The following is a 21,332-nucleotide window of genomic DNA, read 5'->3' as shown; positions in this document are numbered from 1 at the left end:
CGCGGGTGGCTGGCAGCAGCGGCCCGTCTGAGGAGATAGCATGATCGTTCGTCCCGTACGCAGCAGCGATTTACCGGCCCTGATTGATCTGGCGCGCAGCACCGGCACCGGCCTCACCACCTTGCCGGCCAACGAAGAGCGCCTGACCCACCGGGTAGGCTGGGCGGAAAAAACCTTTCGCGGCGACGCCGGGCGCGGTGATGCCGACTACCTGTTCGTGCTGGAAAACGACGAAGGCCGCGTGGTGGGGATTTCCGCCATCGCCGGTGCCGTCGGCCTGCGCGAGCCGTGGTACAACTTCCGGGTCGGCCTGACGGTCAGCGCCTCCCAGGAACTGAATATCTACCGTGAGATTCCGACGCTGTTCCTGGCCAACGACCTCACCGGCAATTCCGAGCTGTGCTCGTTGTTCCTGCATGCCGATTACCGCAACGGCCTCAACGGCCGCATGCTGGCCAAGGCGCGCCTGCTGTTTATCGCCGAGTTCCCACAGCTGTTCGGCAACAAGATCATCGCCGAGATGCGCGGCGTGTCCAACGACGCCGGGCGTTCACCGTTCTGGGAAAGCCTGGGCCGGCACTTCTTCAAGATGGAATTCAGCCAGGCCGATTACCTCACCGGCGTGGGCAACAAGGCGTTTATTGCTGAGCTGATGCCCAAGTTTCCGTTGTACAGCTGCTTCCTTTCCGAAGACGCGCGCAACGTGATCGGCAAGGTCCATCCGGACACCGAGCCGGCGCTGAGCATGCTCAAGAGCGAAGGCTTCAGCTACCAGGGCTACGTCGATATTTTCGACGCCGGCCCGGCGGTGGAGTGCGAGACCGCCAAGATCCGTGCGGTGCGCGACAGCCAATCATTGGTGTTGGCCATCGGCACACCGGGGGACGACGCCACGCCGTTCCTGATCCATAACCGCAAACGCGAAGATTGCCGCATCACCGCCGCACCGGCACGCCTGGCGGCCGGCACGCTGGTGGTCGATCCGCAAACCGCCAAGCGCCTGCAACTGGTGGTGGGTGATCAAGTGCGTGCCGTACCGTTGTCTGCTGCCCGGGAGTCGAAATAATGAATTCGTTGTATATCGCAGGTAGCTGGCTGGCTGGCCAGGGTGAACTGTTTGAATCACGCAATCCGGTGACCCAGCAGGTGCTGTGGGCCGGTAATGGTGCCACGGTCGAGCAGGTCGAGTCGGCCGTGCAGGCCGCGCGCCAGGCGTTCCCGACCTGGGCCCGGCGCCCGCTGGAAGAGCGCATCAGCGTGCTGGAAGCCTTCGCCGCGAGCCTGAAAAGTCGCGCCGATGAAATAGCGCGCTGCATCGGCGAGGAGACCGGCAAGCCGCTGTGGGAGTCTGCCACCGAAGTCACCAGCATGGCCAACAAGATCGCGATCTCGGTGCAAAGCTACCGTGAGCGTACCGGCGAGAAGAGCGGCCCCCTGGGCGACGCCACCGCCGTATTGCGCCACAAGCCCCACGGCGTGGTGGCGGTGTTTGGTCCTTACAACTTCCCCGGTCACCTGCCCAACGGGCATATCGTCCCGGCGTTGCTGGCGGGTAATACCGTGCTGTTCAAGCCCAGCGAGCTGACCCCGAAAGTCGCCGAGCTGACCGTGCAGTGCTGGATCGACGCCGGTTTGCCGGCGGGCGTGTTGAACCTGCTGCAAGGCGCGCGCGAGACCGGCATTGCGTTGGCCGCCAACCCCGGTATCGATGGGTTGTTCTTCACCGGTTCCAGCCGTACCGGCAATCATCTGCACCAGCAGTTCTCCGGGCGCCCGGACAAGATCCTGGCCCTGGAAATGGGCGGCAACAACCCGCTGGTGGTAGATGAAGTAGCCGACGTGGAGGCGGCGGTCTACACCATCATCCAGTCGGCGTTTATCTCCGCCGGCCAGCGTTGCACCTGTGCCCGTCGCCTGCTGGTGCCGGAAGGCGCCTGGGGCGATGCGCTGCTGGCGCGGCTGGTGGCGGTGAGCGCGACGATTGAAGTCGGCGCGTTCGACCAGCAACCGCCGCCGTTCATGGGCTCGGTGATATCCCTGGCAGCGGCGAAAGCCTTGATGGAGGCCCAGGAATTGATGTTGGCCAATGGCGCCGTGGCGCTGTTGGAGATGACCCAGCCCCAGGATCAAGCTGCCTTGCTGACCCCAGGCATCATCGACGTGACCGGCGTGACCGAGCGCGAAGACGAAGAACTGTTCGGGCCGCTGTTGCAGGTGATCCGCTACGCCGATTTCGCGGCGGCGATCGCCGAAGCCAACAACACCCGGTACGGCCTGGCCGCTGGCCTGTTGTCCGATTCCGAAGCGCGTTACCAGCAATTCTGGCTGGAAAGCCGTGCCGGCATTGTCAACTGGAACAAACAGCTGACCGGCGCCGCCAGCACCGCGCCGTTCGGCGGGGTAGGGGCCTCGGGCAACCATCGCGCCAGTGCGTATTACGCGGCGGATTATTGCGCGTACCCGGTGGCGTCGCTTGAAACGCCAAGCCTGGTGGTACCGGCCACGCTAACCCCCGGCATTACGCTGATCTAAATGTGGGAGGGGGCTTGCTCCCGATAGCGGTGAATCAGTCACCTGATTTATCAACAGACAGATTGCTATCGGGGGCAAGCCCCCTCCCACAGGGGTTCAGTGGTGTATTCAAGTAATTTGAAGCCTATAAAAACAGATGTTCGTGGAGCCTCGCCGATGAAATCCTATGAAGTCAATTTTGACGGTCTAGTGGGGCCGACCCATAACTACGGCGGTTTGTCCTTCGGCAACGTCGCCTCCCAGAGCAACAGCCAGCAGCACTCCAACCCCAGGGAAGCGGCGTTGCAGGGCCTGCAGAAAATGAAAGCGCTGATGGACATGGGCTTTGTGCAAGGCGTGCTCGCACCCCAGGAGCGTCCGGATGTAGCGGCGTTGCGCAACCTCGGTTTCAGCGGCACCGACGCCCAGGTCATCCAGCAGGCGGCCAAGGAGGCCATGCCGTTGTTGGTCGCCAGCTGCTCGGCATCGAGCATGTGGGTGGCCAACGCCGCCACCGTCAGCCCGAGCGCGGACACGGCAGATGGCCGCGTGCATTTCACCGCCGCCAACCTCAATTGCAAATACCACCGCAGCATCGAACACCCCACCACCAGCCGCGTGCTGGGGGCGATGTTTGCCGACCAGAAACACTTTGCCCACCACGCCGCGTTACCGGCGGTGGCGCAGTTCGGCGACGAAGGTGCGGCCAACCACACGCGTTTCTGCCGTGAGTACGGCGACGCGGGGGTGGAGTTTTTCGTGTTCGGGCGCAGCGCGTTCGACCCCCGTTACCCGGCCCCGCAGAAGTACCCGGCGCGCCAGACCCTCGAAGCCTCCCAGGCCGTCGCCCGCCTGCATGGCCTGAAGGATGAAGGCGTGGTCTACGCCCAGCAGAACCCGGCGGTGATCGATGCCGGCGTATTCCACAACGACGTGATCGCGGTGGGCAACGGCGAGGTGCTGTTCTATCACGAGGACGCGTTCCTCAATACCGAACAGATGCTGGCCGAGTTGCAGGGCAAGTTGGGCAAGCTGGGCGGCAACTTCCAGGCGGTGTGTGTGCCGCGTGCCCAGGTCAGCGTCGAGGACGCGGTGCGTTCCTACCTGTTCAACAGCCAGTTGCTGACCCGCGCCGACGGTTCGATGCTGCTGATCGTGCCGGAAGAATGCCGCGCCAACGAGCGCGTCTGGCAGTACCTGCAAGGCCTGACGGCGTCCGCGGGGCTGATCCGCGAAGTCAAAGTCTTCGACCTCAAGCAAAGCATGCAGAATGGCGGCGGCCCGGCGTGCCTGCGCCTGCGCGTGGCCCTCAACGAAACCGAGCTGGCAGCGGTGAACCCAGGGGTTATCATGACCGCGCCGTTGTACGACACACTGACCCAATGGGTCGACAAGCACTACCGCGACAGCCTGCGCGAAACCGACCTGGCTGACCCGCAATTGCTGCTTGAGTGCCGGACGGCACTGGATGAACTGACGCAAATCCTTAAACTGGGCTCGGTTTATCCTTTCCAGATCAATTAACGCCACCTCTTTTTACACCCTATGGCTGAGAATTATTTATGAGCACCGACACCCTGCAACTGATCCTTGAAGACACCGACGGCACCCAGCTGGAAACCTCCTGCACCCGCGTCGCCGTGGTCTGGCAGGGCAAGGAAATCTGGATCCAGCACGACGGCCGTGGCCAACTGCTGATCGGCGTGGACGTGGAAGAAGGTGACGCCGAATACGCCAACCTGTTGATGCGCCCACTGGCCACCAACCTGATGAGCCTGCAACTGGAAATGGAACCGGCCGACGTTGAAGGTGATGATGACGATCACGTCCACGGCCCAGGCTGCAACCACTAAGGAAGCTGCGTATGCTCGCCCTTGGCAAACTGCTTGAACTGACCCTCGCCGGTCGCGAACCGGCGCAAAAAATTCAACTGACTGTCGACGGCGTGCAGATGCGCTGGCTCAGCGAGGGTGCACTCGAAGTGCGCCCGCCGCAGGCAACGGACAATGGCAGCGACCTGTTGCTGTCATCCGGCATCCATGGCAACGAAACCGCGCCGATCGAATTGCTCGACCGCCTGTTGCATGGCATCGCCCGTGGGGAGATCAAGCCCCGCACCCGTATTCTGTTCCTGTTCGGCAACCCCGAGGCCATGCGCCGCGGCGAGCGTTACCTTGAACTGGACGTCAACCGGCTGTTCAACGGCCGGCATGAAAAAAACATCGGCCCCGAAGCCATGCGCGCCGCCGAACTTGAACAGCTGGCCCGCAGCTTCTTCAGCCAGCCTGGCCGTTCGCGCCTGCATTACGACCTGCACACCGCCATCCGCGGCTCGAAGATCGAGCAGTTTGCGCTGTACCCCTGGAAGGAGGGGCGCCAGCATTCACGCCACGAACTGGCGCGCCTGAACGCCGCTGGCATGGAAGCGGTGCTGCTGCAGAACAAGAGCTCGATCACCTTCACCGCGTTTACCTACGAGCAGCTGGAGGCCGAGGCCTTCACCCTGGAACTGGGCAAGGCGCGACCGTTCGGGCACAACCAGGGCGTGAATGTCTCCCGCCTGGAGCTGCGCCTCAAGCAGATCATCGAAGGCACCGAGCCTGAGACTGACAGTCTGGACGGGTTGAAACTGTTCGCCGTGTCGCGGGAAGTCATCAAGCACAGCGATGCATTCCTGCTGCACTTGCCGGCGGACGTGGAAAACTTTTCGGAATTGGAAAAGGGTTATCTGCTGGCCGAAGACGTGGCCAAGACCCGTTGGGTGATCGAGGAGGAGGGTGCGCGCATCATCTTCCCCAACCCGAAGGTAAAGAATGGCTTGCGGGCGGGGATATTGATTGTGCCGACCACAGAGGCCGGGCTGGCGTAGATCTGAGCCTTAACCTGGTCCAAATGTGGGAGGGGGCTTGCCCCCGATAGCAGTGTGTCAGTCAGCTCATCTGGAGCTGAGACACCGCCATCGGGGGCAAGCCCCCTCCCACATTTTGTTTTGCAGTGTTGCTTAGACCGCTAGCGCGCGTGGCTCGCTGCGACGGATCGCCCGCACCTTGTGCAGGGTGTCGGCGCATGTACGTGCAGCTTCCTGGCCCTTGTGCACGAAGTGCTCATGGAAGAACGCGGTATGTTCGCTGCCGGCGTGGAAGTGATGCGGCGTCAGGGACACCGAGAACACTGGCACTTCGGTTTCCAGCTGAACCTGCATCAGGCCGCTGACCACCGATTGGGCGACGAATTCGTGACGGTAGATCCCGCCGTCCACCACCAGCGCGGCGGCCACGATACCGGCGTAACGGCCGGTCTTGGCCAGCAGCTTGGCGTGCAGGGGCATTTCAAAGGCGCCGCCGACTTCGAAGAAATCGATGTCCGATTCCTGATAGCCCTGGGCGATCATTTCGGCGAGGAAGCCTTTGCGCGATTGGTCGACAATATCCTTGTGCCAGCAGGCCTGGATAAACGCGACGCGCTCGCCGTGATGGTTTTTGCTTTTGCTGTCGATTGCGGTGGGTTGCATGTTCTGACTCCTGTTTAAGAAAAAAACAGGGCGTTATGAATCGAATGGGATTTAAGGGTACGAACCGCCGAGTCATGCAGGCATGCGCTCAGCGTGCGGCCCTTAGGTGCCAATCCCGTTCTCTCTTCATCCGGACTATGACCGTCGGCCCCGGGATCACACCGGGTCTGCTGACCTTGTCGCCGTCCTGCGTGAGCAGTTCGAGGCGCCAAGCGCTCGCGGGCTATGCACATTGCGCGCAATTACCGCCGGTGGGGAATTGCACCCCGCCCTGAGAACGTTGCCACCAGAACCCTGGTGGCGGAGAGTTTTTAACATGGTTTTTCATAAACTGCACGAGCGTCGTATCGATAAGCTATATCGGTTTGTTTGGTTGGTATTCGATTGAGAACGCGTGGGGCTTGATATTCCGCGGCTTTGCCCGCAGTAATCATCCTCATAAGAAGCTTAATGAACCCCTTCGAGGCTTGTTTCATGTCTGTGATCGACCTGCGCAGCGACACCGTGACCCAACCCACCGCCGGCATGCTCGACGCCATGGCCAATGCCGCCAGCGGCGATGACGTCTACGGCGAAGACCCCAGCGTCAACCATCTGGAAGCCGAGCTGGCCAAACGCCTGGGCTTTGCAGCCGCGCTGTTCGTGCCCACCGGCACCATGAGCAACCTGCTGGCGCTGATGGCCCACTGTGAGCGTGGCGAGGAGTACATCGTCGGCCAGCAGGCCCACACCTACAAATACGAGGGCGGCGGTGCGGCCGTGCTGGGTTCGATCCAGCCGCAGCCGCTGGACGTGCAGGCGGATGGCTCCCTCGACCTGGATCAGGTGCTCGAGGCCATCAAGCCCGATGACTTCCACTTCGCCCGCACCCGCCTGCTGGCCCTGGAAAACACCATGCAGGGCAAGGTGCTGCCGCTGGACTACCTGGCGAAGGCGCGGGCGTTGACACGCGAACATGGCCTGGCCCTGCACCTGGATGGCGCGCGACTCTACAACGCGGCGGTCAAGCTTGGGGTCGATGCACGGGAGATCGCCCAGCATTTCGACTCGGTGTCGGTGTGCCTGTCCAAGGGCCTCGGTGCGCCGATCGGCTCGGTGCTGTGCGGCTCCACGGCGTTGATCGCCAAGGCACGCCGTTTGCGCAAGATGGTCGGCGGTGGCATGCGCCAGGCCGGTTCCCTGGCGGCGGCGGGGCTGTACGCCCTGGATCACCAGGTGCAGCGCCTGGCCGACGACCACGCCAATGCGCAATGGCTGGGCGATGAGCTGCGCAACGCCGGTTACGCGGTGGAGCCGGTGCAGACCAACATGGTCTACGTGCAGATCGGCGACCAGGCCCAGGCCTTGAAGACGTTTGCCGCCGAGCGTGGGATCAAGTTGAGTGCTGCGCCGCGCCTGCGCATGGTGACGCACCTGGATGTGAGCCGGGCGCAGATCGAGCAAGTGCTCGAGGCATTCGTCGAATTTTCGCGCAAATGAGTGTGCAGACCGTCTAATTGAACCTCTCTATCGCATAAACACGCTGTACCACCGGCAAAGGGCCGATATAATGCGGCCTTTTGCCGTCGCTCCGTCTGATGATGTTGCGCACTGGCCTTTGGCCGCAGCCTCCGTGGAAGAACCTATGAAAAGCGCAGAAATCCGTGAAGCCTTCCTTCGCTTCTTCGAAGAGCAAGGTCACACCCGTGTCTCCTCCAGCTCCTTGATCCCAGGCAATGACCCCACCCTGCTGTTCACTAACGCGGGGATGAACCAGTTCAAGGACTGCTTCCTGGGCCAGGAAAAACGCGCCTACACCCGCGCCACCAGCAGCCAGAAGTGCGTGCGTGCCGGCGGCAAGAACAGTGACCTGGAAAACGTCGGCTACACCGCCCGCCACCACACGTTCTTCGAAATGCTGGGTAACTTCAGCTTTGGTGACTATTTCAAGAAAGACGCGATTACCTTCGCCTGGACCTTCCTGACCGGCGTGTTGAAGCTGCCCAAGGAAAAACTCTGGGTGACTGTCTACGCGACGGACGACGAAGCGTATGACATCTGGACCAAGGAAATCGGGGTGCCCGTCGAGCGCATGATTCGCATCGGCGACAACAAGGGCGCGCCTTACGCCTCCGACAACTTCTGGACCATGGGCGATACCGGCCCATGCGGCCCATGCACCGAGATTTTCTACGATCACGGCGCCGACATCTGGGGTGGCCCACCGGGCTCGCCGGAAGAAGACGGCGACCGTTACATCGAGATCTGGAACAACGTGTTCATGCAGTTCAACCGCACCGCCGATGGCGTGTTGCATCCGCTGCCAGCGCCTTCGGTAGACACCGGCATGGGCCTGGAGCGGATCAGTGCGGTGATGCAGCACGTTCACTCCAACTACGAGATCGACCTGTTCACCAACCTGCTGAGCGCGTCGGCCGCGGCCATTGGTTGTGCCAATGAAAGCCAGTCGTCCCTCAAGGTGGTGTCGGACCACATCCGTTCCTGCGGTTTCCTGATCGCCGACGGTGTACTGCCGTCCAACGAAGGCCGTGGCTACGTGCTGCGTCGCATCATCCGTCGCGCCTGCCGCCACGGTAACAAGCTGGGGGCCACCGGCAGCTTCTTCTACAAGATCGTCGCCGCGCTGGTTGCCGAGATGGGCGATGCCTTCCCGGAACTCAAGCAACAGCAAAGCAACATCGAGCGCGTGCTCAAGGCGGAGGAGGAGCAGTTCTCCAAGACCCTGGAGCACGGCCTGAAGATTCTGGAACAGGATTTGGCCGAGCTCAAAGGCACCGTGGTGCCAGGCGACGTGGTGTTCAAGCTGTACGACACCTATGGCTTCCCGATGGACCTGACCGCCGACATCGCCCGTGAGCGCGAGCTGACCGTCGACGAAGCCGGGTTTGAGCGTGAGATGGAAGCCCAGCGCGTGCGCGCCCGTTCTGCCAGTTCCTTTGGCCTGGACTACAACACCCTGGTCAAGGTTGACGTGCCTACCGAGTTCACCGGTTACAAGGCGACCGTCGGCGCGGCCAGGATCGTTGCCATTTATAAAGACGGCAAGTCGGTCGACGTGTTGAGCGAAGGCGAAGAAGCGGTTGTGGTCCTGGACCAGACGCCGTTCTACGCCGAGTCCGGTGGCCAGGTCGGTGACTGTGGTTTCCTGAGTTCGACCTCCGGTCGTTTCGAGGTGCGCGACACCACCAAGACCGGCGGTGCGTTCCTGCATCACGGCGTGCTGGTGCTGGGCAACCTGACTGTCGGTGCGCCAGTGGACACCCAGGTCGATGCCGACGTACGCCATGCCACCGCGCTGAACCACTCGGCCACGCACTTGCTGCACGCCGCGCTGCGCCAGGTGCTGGGCGAGCACGTCCAGCAGAAGGGGTCGTTGGTCGACAGCCAGCGCCTGCGTTTCGACTTCAGTCACTTCGAAGCGATCAAGCCTGAGCAGATCAAGGCTCTGGAAGACATCGTCAACGCTGAGATTCGCAAGAACTCCCCGGTAGAAACCGAAGAAACCGACATCGAGACGGCCAAGGCCAAGGGCGCCATGGCGCTGTTCGGCGAGAAATACGGCGACAGCGTGCGCGTGCTGAGCATGGGCGGCGACTTCTCGGTGGAATTGTGTGGCGGTATCCACGCCAACCGTACCGGCGACATCGCCCTGCTGAAGATCATCAGCGAAGGCGGCGTGGCGTCGGGTGTGCGTCGTATTGAGGCGGTGACCGGCGCTGCGGCCCTGGCCTACCTGAATGCGGCTGAAGAACAACTCAAGGAAGCGGCCAGCCTGGTCAAGGGCAGCCGCGACAACCTGATCGACAAGTTGTCCGCCGTTCTGGAGCGCAACCGTGCGCTGGAGAAACAGCTGGAGCAGTTGCAAGCCAAGGCGGCCAGCGCTGCGGGCGACGACCTGTCGGCTTCGGCCGTTGACGTCAAGGACGTGAAAGTCCTGGCTGCACGCCTGGACGGCCAGGACGGCAAGGCGCTGTTGGCCCTGGTCGATCAGTTGAAGAACAAGCTCGGCCGCGCAGTGATCCTGCTCGGCAGTGTCCATGAGGAGAAGGTCGTGCTGGTTGCCGGTGTAACCAAGGACCTGACTGGCCAACTCAAGGCCGGTGATTTGATGAAGCAAGCCGCCGCGGCAGTGGGCGGGAAGGGCGGCGGTCGTCCGGACATGGCGCAAGGCGGTGGTGTAGACGCCAGTGCCCTGGACGCGGCCCTGGCCCTGACCGTGCCATTTGTCGAGGCAGGTATTTAAGGCACTGTTAACCTGCCCGTGGTCTAGTCACGGGCTGTTCTGTGCTGGTTGATTGGATATTAGGCGCCCCTTTACGGGCTGAGGCGGCTTGGAAATGGCTTTGATCGTACAGAAATTTGGAGGCACCTCGGTCGGCTCTGTCGAAAGAATCGAGCAGGTGGCCGACAAGGTTAAGAAATTCCGCGATGCCGGTGATGACCTGGTCGTGGTGCTGTCGGCCATGAGCGGCGAGACCAATCGCCTGATCGAACTGGCCAAGGCCATCAGTGGCGAGCAACAGCCGCTGCCGCGTGAGCTGGATGTGATCGTGTCCACCGGCGAGCAGGTGACCATCGCCTTGCTGGCCATGGCCCTGAACAAGCGTGGCGTGCCTGCCGTGTCCTACACTGGCAGCCAGGTGCGCATCCTCACCGACAGCGCGCACACCAAGGCGCGGATCCTGCAGATTGACGACCAGAAAATTCGCACTGATCTGAAAGCAGGCCGCGTGGTAGTTGTAGCGGGCTTCCAGGGTGTGGACGAGCACGGCAACATCACCACCCTCGGGCGTGGCGGTTCTGACACCACCGGTGTGGCCCTGGCTGCGGCCCTCAAGGCTGACGAGTGCCAGATCTACACCGATGTGGATGGCGTCTACACCACTGACCCGCGTGTGGTGTCCGTGGCCCAGCGCCTGGACAAGATCACCTTTGAAGAGATGCTGGAAATGGCCAGCCTCGGTTCCAAGGTGTTGCAGATCCGCGCGGTGGAGTTCGCCGGCAAGTACAACGTTCCGCTGCGCGTATTGCACAGCTTCAAGGAGGGTCCGGGCACCCTCATTACTATTGATGAAGAGGAATCCATGGAACAGCCGATCATTTCCGGCATCGCTTTCAACCGCGATGAAGCCAAGCTGACGATCCGTGGCGTGCCAGACACCCCGGGCGTGGCCTTCAAGATTCTGGGCCCTATCAGCGATGCGAATGTTGAAGTCGACATGATCGTGCAGAACGTCTCGCACGATAACACCACCGATTTCACCTTCACCGTGCACCGCAACGAGTACGATGCGGCGTTGAAAATCCTGGAGAACACCGCGAGCGAAATTGGCGCCCGTGAAGTGGTCGGCGATACCAAGATTGCCAAGGTGTCGATCGTAGGTGTGGGCATGCGTTCCCATGCCGGCGTTGCCAGCCGCATGTTCGGGGCTTTGGCCAAGGAAAGCATCAATATCCAGATGATCTCTACCTCGGAAATCAAAGTCTCGGTGGTGATTGAAGAGAAGTACCTGGAACTGGCTGTACGCGCGCTGCATACCGCTTTTGAGCTGGATGCTCCGGCCCGACAGGGCGAGTGATGCAATGCCAGGAAGGCGCGGTTTACCGCGCCTTTCATTTTTTTGTAGGGCGCATGGTCTTTTGCGTGCGCTCGACAATACTTAGGCCGTTAGGGCTATGGCTCTCGAGTCGTAGGTCGAACGCCTTTTTTTTGCAGACTGTTGTTCCTGAAATGAAATGCGTGAGGAGAAAGGTATGCTGATTCTGACTCGTCGGTGCGCAGAAAGCCTGATTATCGGTGATGGCGAAATCACCGTGACCGTGCTCGGCGTCAAAGGCAATCAAGTGCGTATCGGGGTTAACGCTCCGAAAGAGGTGGCGGTCCATCGCGAGGAAATCTTCTTGCGGATCAGTAAAGAGAAGGACAGAGAGAAGGGTAAAGATCAGGACGCGCAAAACGACGAACAGAAGGACGAGGAAAAGGACTGAGAACCAAGCCTTTAATTTTTATCGTTTTTTATGTTTGCAAACGGGGATGAACGTGGTTAATATACGCCCCGTGTTGCGGAGAGCTGGCCGAGTGGCCGAAGGCGCTCCCCTGCTAAGGGAGTACACCTCAAAAGGGTGTCGGGGGTTCGAATCCCCCGTTCTCCGCCATTATTTGCTTAGTACGTTGCAATCTGGTTTTTTCGTTAAGTTGTTGAAATTAAACGAAAAAATAGCTTTACATAGAGATTGAACGGCCTATAATGCGCGGCAACAAATGCACTCGTAGCTCAGCTGGATAGAGTACTCGGCTACGAACCGAGCGGTCACAGGTTCGAATCCTGTCGAGTGCACCATTTAAGAGTTAGTTGCAGCAATGCAGGTAGCTCGGCTTCAACCAGTTGTGATCTGGTCTAAAAACACAATATGCACTCGTAGCTCAGCTGGATAGAGTACTCGGCTACGAACCGAGCGGTCACAGGTTCGAATCCTGTCGAGTGCACCATACAAACAAAAAGCCCGCCTAGTGCGGGCTTTTTGCCGTCTGGGGTTTGTGTGGATCCTTATCTTTTTCTCCTTCCTTATGTGTTTTCCATTCCGGTGATGGCGTCGCAGTTGAATAGGTGTGGCCAATACTCAACTTTGGCTCGCAAGCGCTTGTTCTTTCCAGTTTTTTGACGTTAAAACCGGACGCACGGTGTATCATTGCGCCCGTCAGCCCCGCCGGGGCTTATGGAATACCTCCATGGACTTACCCAGTAGTTACTCAGTACCCCGTTTTACCAATCATGAATTGACTGATTGATCCTTCCGGCGTGCCCCGCTGCTGGGAGTGGAGTTCGCCTATGACCGAAGTAGAAGTAAAGAAAACACAGGAAAGCCTGCAGGATCGCCTGGCTCAAGTCATCGAGCTGCTGCAGCGCCAGCGCGTGGTCGAAGATTTCACGCACCGCCAGGATGGTCCGAATAACGACCTCGTCGAAAACCTGGTCCACCGCCAGAACCTCGTCGAGTTGCAACGCAAGCTCGATGACCTGCACTCCGCCGACGTTGCCTACATTCTCGAAGCCTTGCCCCTGGATGATCGACTGACCCTCTGGCAGTTGGTCAAGGCCAACCGCGACGGCGATATCCTGCTCGAAGTATCCGACTCGGTCCGTGAAACCCTGATCGCCGACATGGACGATCACGAGCTCCTGGCGGCCGCCAGGGAGATGGACGCTGACGAACTGGCCGACCTGGCTCCAGAGTTGCCGCGTGATGTTGTCCATGAGTTGATGGAGGCCCTTGACGGCCAGCAGCGTGAGCGCGTGCGCTCCGCGTTGTCCTATGACGAGGATCAGGTCGGCGCACTGATGGACTTCGAGATGGTCACCATCCGCGAAGATGTCAGCCTGGAAGTGGTCTTGCGTTACCTGCGCCGGCTGAAAGAGCTGCCGAGTCATACCGACAAACTGTTCGTGGTCGACTATGAAGGCATTCTCAAGGGCGTGCTGCCGATCAAGCGCCTGTTGGTCAACGATCCGGAGAAAAAGGTTGCTGACCTGATGGCCAGCGATACCGTGAGCTTTCACCCCGATGAGGATGCCTACGACGCAGCGCAGGCCTTTGAGCGTTACGACTTGATCTCTGCCCCGGTGGTCGACAAGAACGGCAAGCTGATCGGCCGTCTGACCATCGACGAAATCGTCGACCTGATTCGTGAAGAGAGTGAAACCGAAGTCCTCAACATGGCGGGTTTGCGTGAAGAGGAAGATATTTTTGCGTCAGTCTGGCGTTCCCTGCATAACCGCTGGGCCTGGCTGGCCGTTAACCTGATTACCGCGTTTATCGCCTCCCGTGTGATCGGGCTGTTCGAAGGTTCCATCGAGAAGCTGGTGGCCTTGGCAGCGTTGATGCCGATTGTGGCAGGCATTGGTGGTAACTCGGGCAACCAGACCATCACCATGATCGTACGCGCCATGGCGCTGGACCAGGTCAGTACCGCCAACTCTTCGCGCCTGCTGCGCAAGGAGTTGGCCGTGGGCCTGATCAATGGCCTGGTGTGGGGTGGGGTGATTGGCGTGGTGGCCTACTTGCTGTACGGCAGTTGGTCCCTGGGGGTGGTGATGACCGCTGCCATGACCCTCAACCTGCTGCTGGCGGCCCTGATGGGGGTGCTGATCCCCATGACCTTGGCACGCCTTGGGCGCGACCCGGCCATGGGCGCCAGCGTGATGATCACGGCCATGACCGACAGTGGTGGCTTCTTCATCTTCCTCGGTTTGGCGACGATCTTCCTGCTCTGATCTGTCTCGGGCGGGCGCCCTCTGCTACGTGATAAGAATGCCGAGCCCTGTGAATCCCAGGCAAAAAAAAGCCAGCACAGGGCTGGCTTCGGCTTTCAGTGGCGGATCAATTGGCTTCTGCGGCCGCCTCTACGTCGTGCGCGATAAGCGAGACGAGGGCATTTTGCTGGCGGTGGGAGAGCTGACGAAAACGCTGCAGCAGTTCGCGTTCGTGCAGCGACAGCTCGGGGCTGTCCAGGCGCATGCTCAGTTCGTCACCCAGCGCACCTTCCTGAATAAGGCTCTGCTCCAGGCGCGCGATGATTTCGGAGTTCATGCTGCGGTGATGATTGCGAGCCACCTCGGCAATGCGTTCCCGCATTCCGTCTGGCAGACGTACGACGAACTTGTCAGCCGTACGGCTGGAATAAATTGCCTGTTTCAATGGGCGCATATATTTAACCGGTTAGTTCAGGGGAGCGGTTATTGGAATTGGCCGCAAGATGAGTGTTAAGACAAGACTCACGACCAAAGTTCAACCCGAATTGCAAAGAGGCCGCATCATGCCTCAGATTTGCCAGTTCCTTGGCGTCAATTCTGTGACAAATATTGAACTGCCTAGAGGCTTTATGCCAGCACTCATTTGCATTTTTGCGGACTGGTTGGAAAACTTTTCCATGAGTGATTCCACGAGGGAACTTCCCGTAAGTCCAGGCCACCACAGGGTTTGAGGTCGCACATCCTATAGCAAAGTGGCCTTTTGCCCTTAGTTTTAAGACTAGTGGCAATTTGCCGATTTACTAGGACGAGGCGACATAAGGTAGGGGGAGGGCAGCGCAGGGAAGGGAGGGGTCAGCGTAAAACCGGGTCAAATTTGATTCGGCGACCCACGACGAGCGTCAACAGAAGCAGGCCTGCGAAAACGCCGGCGGCGACGAATGCGCTGGTTTGCCCATCCTGGGAGCTTGCACTCAGGCCCATAAGGCCAGTGGCGATGGTCAGGCTCAGGAACAGCCAGGCAAATTTGCTCATGATCAGCGTCCTTAAAAAACCCAGTGTTCAGATGCTGGCGCGGCGTGGGTGCCTTGAGTCAGGCGTACTGGCGCTTGTGCATTCGGTGTCATCACGGCCAGTTGCGGACGTTGTTGCAAGTGGTGGGGGACTGCCTGCTGGCTGATCTGGGCGGGGTCGTTGCTGCCAGTCGATTGAAAGTGGAACATCACCAGTGCAGCCAGGGCGACGGTGTTGAGAGCTAACAGAATGGCACTGTTCATGGTCATGTTCTCCGTTTAATGCCTTGGCTGGATGGGGTTTGCAGGAGAACTGTTGCAGGTGTCGTGCCAATGTATTAATTCAATAAAATCAATGGCTTGAGTTTACTTTGAGGGGGTGAAGGATTGCAATTTGCAATGCTGGCATTTTGGGTGATTGCATTTTGCACGATCAGGCCAGATGCCCGTATTCGCGGCGCGAAACCGCAATGGCTCGGGCAAGGCTCGGCCTACACTTAAAAAGCCCACGGACGACATGACAAAACCCACCTCGGCCGTTAACATGCACGCCGTCCGTCGCAGTGCCCTTGGCCTGATGGCTGTCATTTGTCCCAGTAGCTCAATTGGATAGAGCATCCCCCTCCTAAGGGGAAGGTTGGCCGTTCGAACCGGCCCTGGGACACCAGATTCGTAGCCCATAGAGAAAGCCCCGTACAGAACCTCCTGGCGGGGCTTTTTTGTGCGTGCTCGATCTTTTTGCACGCAGGTCGAACCTTGCCGCCGATCAAGGTTCACAGCAGGTGCTGTGATGTATTTGTCGCAACCATGTACCTTGCGCGCCATCCGACAGCGTCTGAGCTGTTAAGCAAAATAATCCCCGGAAACAGCGCATGTTGCCTGTCCGGACCCGGTCACCCCGGACTATCATGCCGATAGCCCTGTCTCTCACCGCAAGGAGCCGCTCGGAACGCCGATGCGCCAGATCTGGAAATCTTTTCGAGCCCTTTATTTCGCCTCCTTGATGATGCTGATTGGCTCCGGCCTGCTCAGTACCTACCTGGCCTTGCGCCTGGCGGCCGACCATGTCGACAGCCTATGGGTGGGTGCACTGATGGCGGCCAACTACTTTGGCCTGGTACTGGGCGGCAAGATCGGGCATCGCCTGATTGCCCGGGTCGGGCATATCCGTGCCTATGCCACCTGTGCCGGGATTGTCGGTGCGGCGGTGCTGGGCCATGGCCTGGTCGATTGGCTGCCGGCCTGGATTGTGCTGCGGATAATCGTGGGCCTGGGGATGATGTGCCAGTACATGGTCATCGAGAGCTGGCTCAATGAGCAGGCCGATGCCAAGCAGCGTGGCGTAGTGTTCAGCGGTTATATGATCGCCTCCTACCTGGGTCTGGTATTGGGCCAGTTGATACTGGTGATGCATCCCCAGCTTGGCCTTGAGCTGCTGATGCTGGTGGCGCTGTGTTTCGCCCTGTGCCTGGTGCCGGTGGCCATGACCCGGCGCATTCACCCGGCGGCCTTGCATCCTGCGCCGATGGAGCCGCGCTTCTTTATCAAGCGTGTGCCGCAGTCGCTGAGTACGGTGTTGGGGGCGGGGTTGATCGTCGGTTCGTTCTACGGCCTGGCGCCGCTGTATGCCTCCCAGCAAGGGTTGAGCACCGAACAGGTGGGCCTGTTCATGGGTAGCTGCATTTTTGCCGGGTTGCTGGTGCAATGGCCCCTGGGCTGGTTGTCGGATCGTTATGATCGCGCGCTGCTGATCCGCTGCTTCGCCTTGTGCCTGGCGGTGGCGGCACTGCCGTTGGCAATCATGACCCAAGTGCCGCTGGAAGTGCTGTTTGTGGCGGGCTTCCTGTGTTCTCTCGTGCAGTTTTGCCTGTATCCCTTGGCGGTGGCGTTTTCCAACGACCATGTAGAGGGGGATCGCCGGGTATCGCTGACGGCCATGCTGCTTGTGACGTACGGGATCGGCGCCAGTGTCGGGCCGTTGCTGGCGGGTGTGGTGATGAAGCTGTTCGGCAGCCAGATGCTGTATGCGTTTTTCAGTCTGTGCGCGCTGATCCTGGTGTGGCGAATCCGTCCTAAGGCGGTGACCAACCTGCACCAGGTGGAAGATGCCCCCCTGCATCACGTGGCAATGCCCGACAGTATGTCGAGTTCACCGCTGGTGGCGGCGCTGGACCCGCGGGTCGACGAGCAGGTGGTGCAGGAGCAGATGCAGACTGTACCCGACCCCGAGCCGCAGGCCGATCCGGAGCCGCCGGTGGATGAGCCCGCCTTCCAAGGCCCACCTGAGCCCCTGGGGCCGGACGAGCATCCTCACGAATTGAGCAGGGCACGCCCCTGAAAGCAAAAACGGGCAGATCCCAAAGGGTCTGCCCGTTTTTTTGCTGCGATGGTTAAGGATCAAAAATCGTCGTCTTTGTCGAACCGTCGTGCTTCACGCTGCAGTTGGTACACAAAGCGCTCGACCTGGCGTTGCACCAAACCACTCATGTTGTGGAAGCGCACGCCGGCAAAGGTCGTGTTGATCCTTTCTTCGAAGTGCAGGTATCGCAGTTCGACGGCGGTGGTCATGCTGCCAAACGGCAGGGCTGCGATAAAACGGTCGTAGACCTGGCCCAGTTGCAGGCGCTCGGAAATATCGCCTTCAAAACGCAATTTGCAGCCGGTGGCGGAAATATCCAGCAGTTTGCCGTTGACCGGCAGCTGAAGCTTCTCGCCGCCCAGCTCGATATTCACCAGTTGCGCCAGCTTCAACGCGGCGCGGAAGGCATTGCGGCGCTGATGATAGACCACCTCGTCCGGCAGGCTGCCGGTATAGATACGGTGGCCGCCTTTTTCGCTGATGGTCAGGGTGCCTTTGCTTTCCCAGGCGACGCGTACGCCATCATGGAAACCTTCGATGCGAAAGGGTTCGCCGTTTTCGAGGTGGCGCTCGCCGTCACGGGGGATCATTTCGTCCAGCGCCAGCGTGTTGCTGTCGCGGTTGACGTCCACCAGGTAGCTCTGGAAGCGCTGGCTGCGTTCATGGAAAGTGATGATCAGCGGATCATGGCTGTCTTGCAGCATCCGCAAGGTGCCGGCGATTTCCAGAGGCGTGGTGAGGACCTTGGGTGGCTGCGGGGCATCTTCCGCATTAAGGGCGTTGAACACGGTTCTTCCATCTCCAGACAAAATACGACTACACGCAAGAACCGGCATTTTGCCAGCATGTGGCGCGCCTTGGATAGGGCGCGCTGTAAACCGGTGTCAGGCTTGGCTGCGGGTGCTTGGCTTGACCAGGCGCGAGGTGGAGCCCTGGGCGTTATAGAGTGCCGGAGGCTCTCCGCCGTGGAGTATACGCAACTGGTTGGCGGTCGTGGCTTGCTGAAGCTGGATCGACTGACCGTTAAGCAGGTTGGCTTCCTGGCACTGGGCGAGCAATTGGTTGAGTTCTTTGCTCTGGGCCAGCAATTGATCGCCGACCGAGGAGTGGCTGGCCAACTGCGCCAGGCCGTCGTGGTCTGCCGGCAGGCCGAGGCTGATGAGGATCTGGCTGCGTTTTTTGCCGTGCTGTTCCAGCAGGACGATCAACGACTGCTTGCGTGCCAGAATTTCTTCCAGCAGCGGCATGTCCCGGCCATAGAGGGCCAGTGATTCTTCTTTGAGCAGCTCGAGCAATTGTTGCGTCGGCGCTAGATCATCAATGATCAGTTGAAGCAAATGTTCGTCGTGATGCATGGCTGGCCTTGGGTTTTAAGCGTCCAAAAGCCCTGCGCAGGCCTTTGCCTAGCGCTCGGCTTCGAAGTTAAGCAGCTTGCTGGCTACACGGTTGCTGTCGACTTTATAGCTGCCATCGGCGATCGCCTGTTTCAATTCGGCCACGCGGGCTTTATTGACTACCGGTTGGTCGCGCAGCGAGTCAGTGACCTTCTGCAACTGTTGAGCCTCATTGCTCAGGTGTACGGATTCCCCGCTCTGGCTGGCGCTGGCCTGTTCTGCCTTGGCGGGCAGCGCCGGGGCCTTGGCTTCTACGTTGTCCTTGAGACTGGTGGTGCGCGTAGTGCCTGACGTCGTCGGGGTGTTATTCAAACGGCTGAAATCGATGACCATGATAAAAAAACCTCTGGGTATTTGGACGCTTGCCATGTTTTCGGCCATACCCGGACAAACTTTAGGCGCGAATGACAATAAATCTCCGCACGGGGCTTCTCGTGCACAGTGTAGGAAAACCCAGCGTCCTGTACCAGTAATCTATAAAGCGACCTCGACTTGCCCTGGGGCTGTTACCCGCGCCTTGATCACGCGGTTGGAGTTGAGGTTCTTGACGCGAATCTGTTCGCTCATGCCGCCGTTGGACAGCGCTTCGCCCGGCATTTTCACATTCAAGCCGCCGCTGCTCGCGGAAATCACCACCTGGTCGCCCTTGCGGATGACCTCGGCCTGTTCCAGGTGCACTAGGGTAATCACCTGATCGGTGACCACTGGTCGGGTCAATCTCTGCCCGATGGCCTGGTCCAGGGATGTCAGGTAGCCCTGGCTGATCTGGCTGATGTCGCGCTCACGCAGTACGACGTCCTCGAAATCGATGATGCCCGTGCGCTTCAGTGGGCGGGCAACCACCACCACATCACGGAACAATTTGACCTGGGCCGGTACGAACACGGTCCAGGGCGAGGCGCCTTCGCAGCGTACCTTGACCGTTACGCGCCCGATGGGTTGGGCGGGACTTTCCAGGGTCGCTGTCAATTCCTTGTCGCACATCGGCATGCGCAGGCGCGGGTCCAACTGGTTGACCTGGATTTCATAACGCCCCGGCGTCTGTGTGGTTGCCAGATAATCTTCTACAGTGAACTCAAGAAAGCCTTGGGTGACGCCGATAAGTAGATCAGGCAAGGTGACGTTCTCTGCACGGGCCGTGGTGCCCAGGCTGAAGGCAAGCAGCGCCAGCGGTGCGCAGAGCGATCTGCAAAACCGTGTCAGGTGAAGGCGTCGGGAAACTGTCGTTGTAATGTCCATAATTGAACAAATAGCAAAGCTCGTGCCGTTTTAGTGTTGGGGCGCGCCGCCCTTGTAGGTATAGCCAAAGGTTTTAGCGTAGGAGTCATGGCATGGCAGGAGTAATGGATTCAGTAAACCAGCGCACACAGCTGGTAGGGCAGAATCGCCTGGAGTTGCTGCTGTTTCGCCTGGATGGCAAGCAGCTGTATGGCATCAACGTATTCAAGGTGCGGGAAGTGCTGCAATGTCCCAAGCTGACGATCATGCCCAAGTCCAGTCCGGTGGTGTGCGGTGTGGCGAATATTCGTGGTGCGACTATCCCGATTCTTGACCTGGCCCTGGCCACCGGTTCGGCCGGCCTGCAGGATCGCGAGAACCCATTCGTGATCATTACCGAGTACAACACCAAGACCCAGGGTTTCCTGGTGCGCTCGGTGGAGCGCATCGTCAACATGAACTGGGAAGAGATCCATCCGCCGCCCAAGGGCACCGGTCGCGATCACTACCTCACGGCGGTGACGCGGGTCGATAACCAGTTGGTCGAGATCATCGACGTGGAGAAGATCCTCGCCGAAGTGGCGCCCACCTCGGAGTCGATTTCCGTGGGAGTGGTCGACGCCGAAACGGCGCACAAGGCGGTCTCGCTGCGTGTGCTGACGGTGGATGACTCCTCGGTAGCGCGCAAACAGGTGACTCGTTGCCTGCAAACCGTCGGCGTGGACGTTGTCGCCCTCAATGACGGGCGCCAAGCGTTGGATTACCTGCGCAAGCTGGTGGATGAAGGTAAGAAGCCGGAAGAAGAATTCTTGATGATGATCTCTGACATCGAGATGCCGGAAATGGACGGCTATACCCTCACTGCTGAGATACGCAGCGATCCACGCATGCAAAAACTGCATATCATCCTGCATACTTCGTTGTCGGGCGTATTCAATCAGGCGATGGTCAAGAAAGTCGGTGCCGATGACTTCCTTGCCAAATTCCGCCCTGATGACCTGGCATCCCGGGTAGTCGACCGGATCAAGGCAGCAGATCACGGCTAGGGTTTTCCCCTGGCGGTCATACGATTTTAGA

At 59.8% G+C, this 21,332-nt stretch carries 20 protein-coding genes, 4 tRNA genes and 1 riboswitch; of the genes, 16 read left to right on the top strand and 8 right to left on the bottom strand.

What is annotated here, in order from left to right; all coding sequences use genetic code 11:
* The first annotated feature begins 40 nt into the window (after positions 1–40).
* From astA to astE, 5 genes are all read left to right on the top strand, one after another.
* On the top strand, positions 41–1,066 hold the full coding sequence (gene astA / locus B9N88_RS30505; protein WP_027607767.1) for an arginine N-succinyltransferase: 1,026 nt from the start codon (positions 41–43) through the stop codon (positions 1,064–1,066).
* Positions 1,063–2,532: a succinylglutamate-semialdehyde dehydrogenase gene (gene astD, locus B9N88_RS30500; RefSeq protein ID WP_177327735.1), complete on the top strand. Its 1,470-nt coding sequence runs from the start codon at positions 1,063–1,065 to the stop codon at positions 2,530–2,532. Before astA ends, astD begins: the two co-directional genes overlap by 4 nt.
* A gap of 156 nt (positions 2,533–2,688) precedes the next feature.
* A complete protein-coding gene (astB, locus tag B9N88_RS30495) occupies positions 2,689–4,035 on the top strand; it encodes an N-succinylarginine dihydrolase (RefSeq protein WP_027607769.1) in 1,347 nt (448 codons plus the stop codon).
* 38 nt (positions 4,036–4,073) lie between these two features.
* Positions 4,074–4,364, top strand: coding sequence for a hypothetical protein (locus B9N88_RS30490; protein ID WP_027607770.1), 291 nt, complete (start codon positions 4,074–4,076; stop codon positions 4,362–4,364).
* Between the two features lie 11 nt (positions 4,365–4,375).
* Positions 4,376–5,380, top strand: coding sequence for a succinylglutamate desuccinylase (gene astE, locus B9N88_RS30485; RefSeq protein WP_027607771.1), 1,005 nt, complete (start codon positions 4,376–4,378; stop codon positions 5,378–5,380).
* A 132-nt stretch (positions 5,381–5,512) separates the two neighbouring features.
* Here astE and B9N88_RS30480 read toward each other — a convergent pair whose 3' ends face one another.
* On the bottom strand, positions 5,513–6,022 hold the full coding sequence (locus tag B9N88_RS30480; protein WP_027607772.1) for a 6,7-dimethyl-8-ribityllumazine synthase: 510 nt from the start codon (positions 6,020–6,022) through the stop codon (positions 5,513–5,515).
* A 113-nt stretch (positions 6,023–6,135) separates the two neighbouring features.
* Positions 6,136–6,305: riboswitch (FMN riboswitch) on the bottom strand.
* Positions 6,306–6,496: 191 nt separating this feature from the next.
* Here B9N88_RS30480 and ltaE point away from each other — a divergent pair.
* The 8 genes from ltaE (at position 6,497) to mgtE (ending at position 14,295) form a co-directional block, all read left to right on the top strand.
* Entirely contained in the window at positions 6,497–7,501 is a 1,005-nt protein-coding gene (gene ltaE / locus B9N88_RS30475; protein ID WP_027607773.1) for a low-specificity L-threonine aldolase, read from the top strand.
* Positions 7,502–7,646: 145 nt separating this feature from the next.
* On the top strand, positions 7,647–10,265 hold the full coding sequence (gene alaS, locus B9N88_RS30470) for an alanine--tRNA ligase (RefSeq protein WP_027607774.1): 2,619 nt from the start codon (positions 7,647–7,649) through the stop codon (positions 10,263–10,265).
* A gap of 94 nt (positions 10,266–10,359) precedes the next feature.
* Positions 10,360–11,601: an aspartate kinase gene (locus tag B9N88_RS30465; protein WP_027607775.1), complete on the top strand. Its 1,242-nt coding sequence runs from the start codon at positions 10,360–10,362 to the stop codon at positions 11,599–11,601.
* A gap of 175 nt (positions 11,602–11,776) precedes the next feature.
* Positions 11,777–12,010 carry a carbon storage regulator CsrA gene (gene csrA / locus B9N88_RS30460; protein ID WP_051429402.1) on the top strand — a complete coding sequence of 78 codons (234 nt, stop codon included), beginning with the start codon at positions 11,777–11,779 and terminating at the stop codon, positions 12,008–12,010.
* Between the two features lie 77 nt (positions 12,011–12,087).
* A tRNA-Ser gene (locus B9N88_RS30455) sits at positions 12,088–12,178 on the top strand.
* Between the two features lie 108 nt (positions 12,179–12,286).
* Positions 12,287–12,363: transfer RNA gene (locus tag B9N88_RS30450), tRNA-Arg, on the top strand.
* A gap of 72 nt (positions 12,364–12,435) precedes the next feature.
* A tRNA-Arg gene (locus B9N88_RS30445) sits at positions 12,436–12,512 on the top strand.
* Between the two features lie 340 nt (positions 12,513–12,852).
* Positions 12,853–14,295, top strand: coding sequence for a magnesium transporter (gene mgtE / locus B9N88_RS30440; RefSeq protein WP_027607776.1), 1,443 nt, complete (start codon positions 12,853–12,855; stop codon positions 14,293–14,295).
* Positions 14,296–14,401: 106 nt separating this feature from the next.
* Here the strand turns inward: mgtE and B9N88_RS30435 are convergent, their stop codons facing one another.
* From B9N88_RS30435 to B9N88_RS30425, 3 genes are all read right to left on the bottom strand, one after another.
* On the bottom strand, positions 14,402–14,728 hold the full coding sequence (locus B9N88_RS30435) for an Arc family DNA-binding protein (RefSeq protein ID WP_003175643.1): 327 nt from the start codon (positions 14,726–14,728) through the stop codon (positions 14,402–14,404).
* 398 nt (positions 14,729–15,126) lie between these two features.
* Positions 15,127–15,306 carry a PA3371 family protein gene (locus tag B9N88_RS30430; RefSeq protein WP_027607777.1) on the bottom strand — a complete coding sequence of 60 codons (180 nt, stop codon included), beginning with the start codon at positions 15,304–15,306 and terminating at the stop codon, positions 15,127–15,129.
* Between the two features lie 11 nt (positions 15,307–15,317).
* On the bottom strand, positions 15,318–15,548 hold the full coding sequence (locus tag B9N88_RS30425) for a hypothetical protein (RefSeq protein ID WP_027607778.1): 231 nt from the start codon (positions 15,546–15,548) through the stop codon (positions 15,318–15,320).
* A gap of 326 nt (positions 15,549–15,874) precedes the next feature.
* Here B9N88_RS30425 and B9N88_RS30420 point away from each other — a divergent pair.
* Together B9N88_RS30420 and B9N88_RS30415 are read left to right on the top strand one after the other, a co-directional pair.
* Positions 15,875–15,951 (top strand) — tRNA-Arg (locus tag B9N88_RS30420).
* Between the two features lie 288 nt (positions 15,952–16,239).
* Positions 16,240–17,622: an MFS transporter gene (locus B9N88_RS30415; RefSeq protein ID WP_027607779.1), complete on the top strand. Its 1,383-nt coding sequence runs from the start codon at positions 16,240–16,242 to the stop codon at positions 17,620–17,622.
* A gap of 59 nt (positions 17,623–17,681) precedes the next feature.
* Here B9N88_RS30415 and B9N88_RS30410 read toward each other — a convergent pair whose 3' ends face one another.
* The 4 genes from B9N88_RS30410 to flgA form a co-directional block, all read right to left on the bottom strand.
* Positions 17,682–18,431: a flagellar brake protein gene (locus tag B9N88_RS30410; protein ID WP_027607780.1), complete on the bottom strand. Its 750-nt coding sequence runs from the start codon at positions 18,429–18,431 to the stop codon at positions 17,682–17,684.
* A gap of 96 nt (positions 18,432–18,527) precedes the next feature.
* Positions 18,528–18,998 carry a flagella synthesis protein FlgN gene (locus B9N88_RS30405; RefSeq protein WP_027607781.1) on the bottom strand — a complete coding sequence of 157 codons (471 nt, stop codon included), beginning with the start codon at positions 18,996–18,998 and terminating at the stop codon, positions 18,528–18,530.
* A 48-nt stretch (positions 18,999–19,046) separates the two neighbouring features.
* Entirely contained in the window at positions 19,047–19,370 is a 324-nt protein-coding gene (flgM, locus tag B9N88_RS30400; RefSeq protein ID WP_027607782.1) for a flagellar biosynthesis anti-sigma factor FlgM, read from the bottom strand.
* A gap of 141 nt (positions 19,371–19,511) precedes the next feature.
* Positions 19,512–20,276 carry a flagellar basal body P-ring formation chaperone FlgA gene (gene flgA, locus B9N88_RS30395; RefSeq protein ID WP_027607783.1) on the bottom strand — a complete coding sequence of 255 codons (765 nt, stop codon included), beginning with the start codon at positions 20,274–20,276 and terminating at the stop codon, positions 19,512–19,514.
* 92 nt (positions 20,277–20,368) lie between these two features.
* Here flgA and B9N88_RS30390 point away from each other — a divergent pair, with 92 nt between their 5' ends.
* The gene (locus tag B9N88_RS30390) at positions 20,369–21,301 is read left to right on the top strand and encodes a chemotaxis protein CheV (RefSeq protein WP_027607784.1); all 933 of its coding nucleotides are present in this window, start codon (positions 20,369–20,371) and stop codon (positions 21,299–21,301) included.
* Positions 21,302–21,332 lie beyond the last annotated feature (31 nt).

Source organism: Pseudomonas sp. LAMO17WK12:I1 (genome assembly GCF_900177315.1).
Lineage (GTDB): Bacteria > Pseudomonadota > Gammaproteobacteria > Pseudomonadales > Pseudomonadaceae > Aquipseudomonas > Aquipseudomonas marginalis.
Note: the sequence above shows the minus strand (reverse complement) of the source record. Positions and strands in the feature narration are given on the sequence as shown.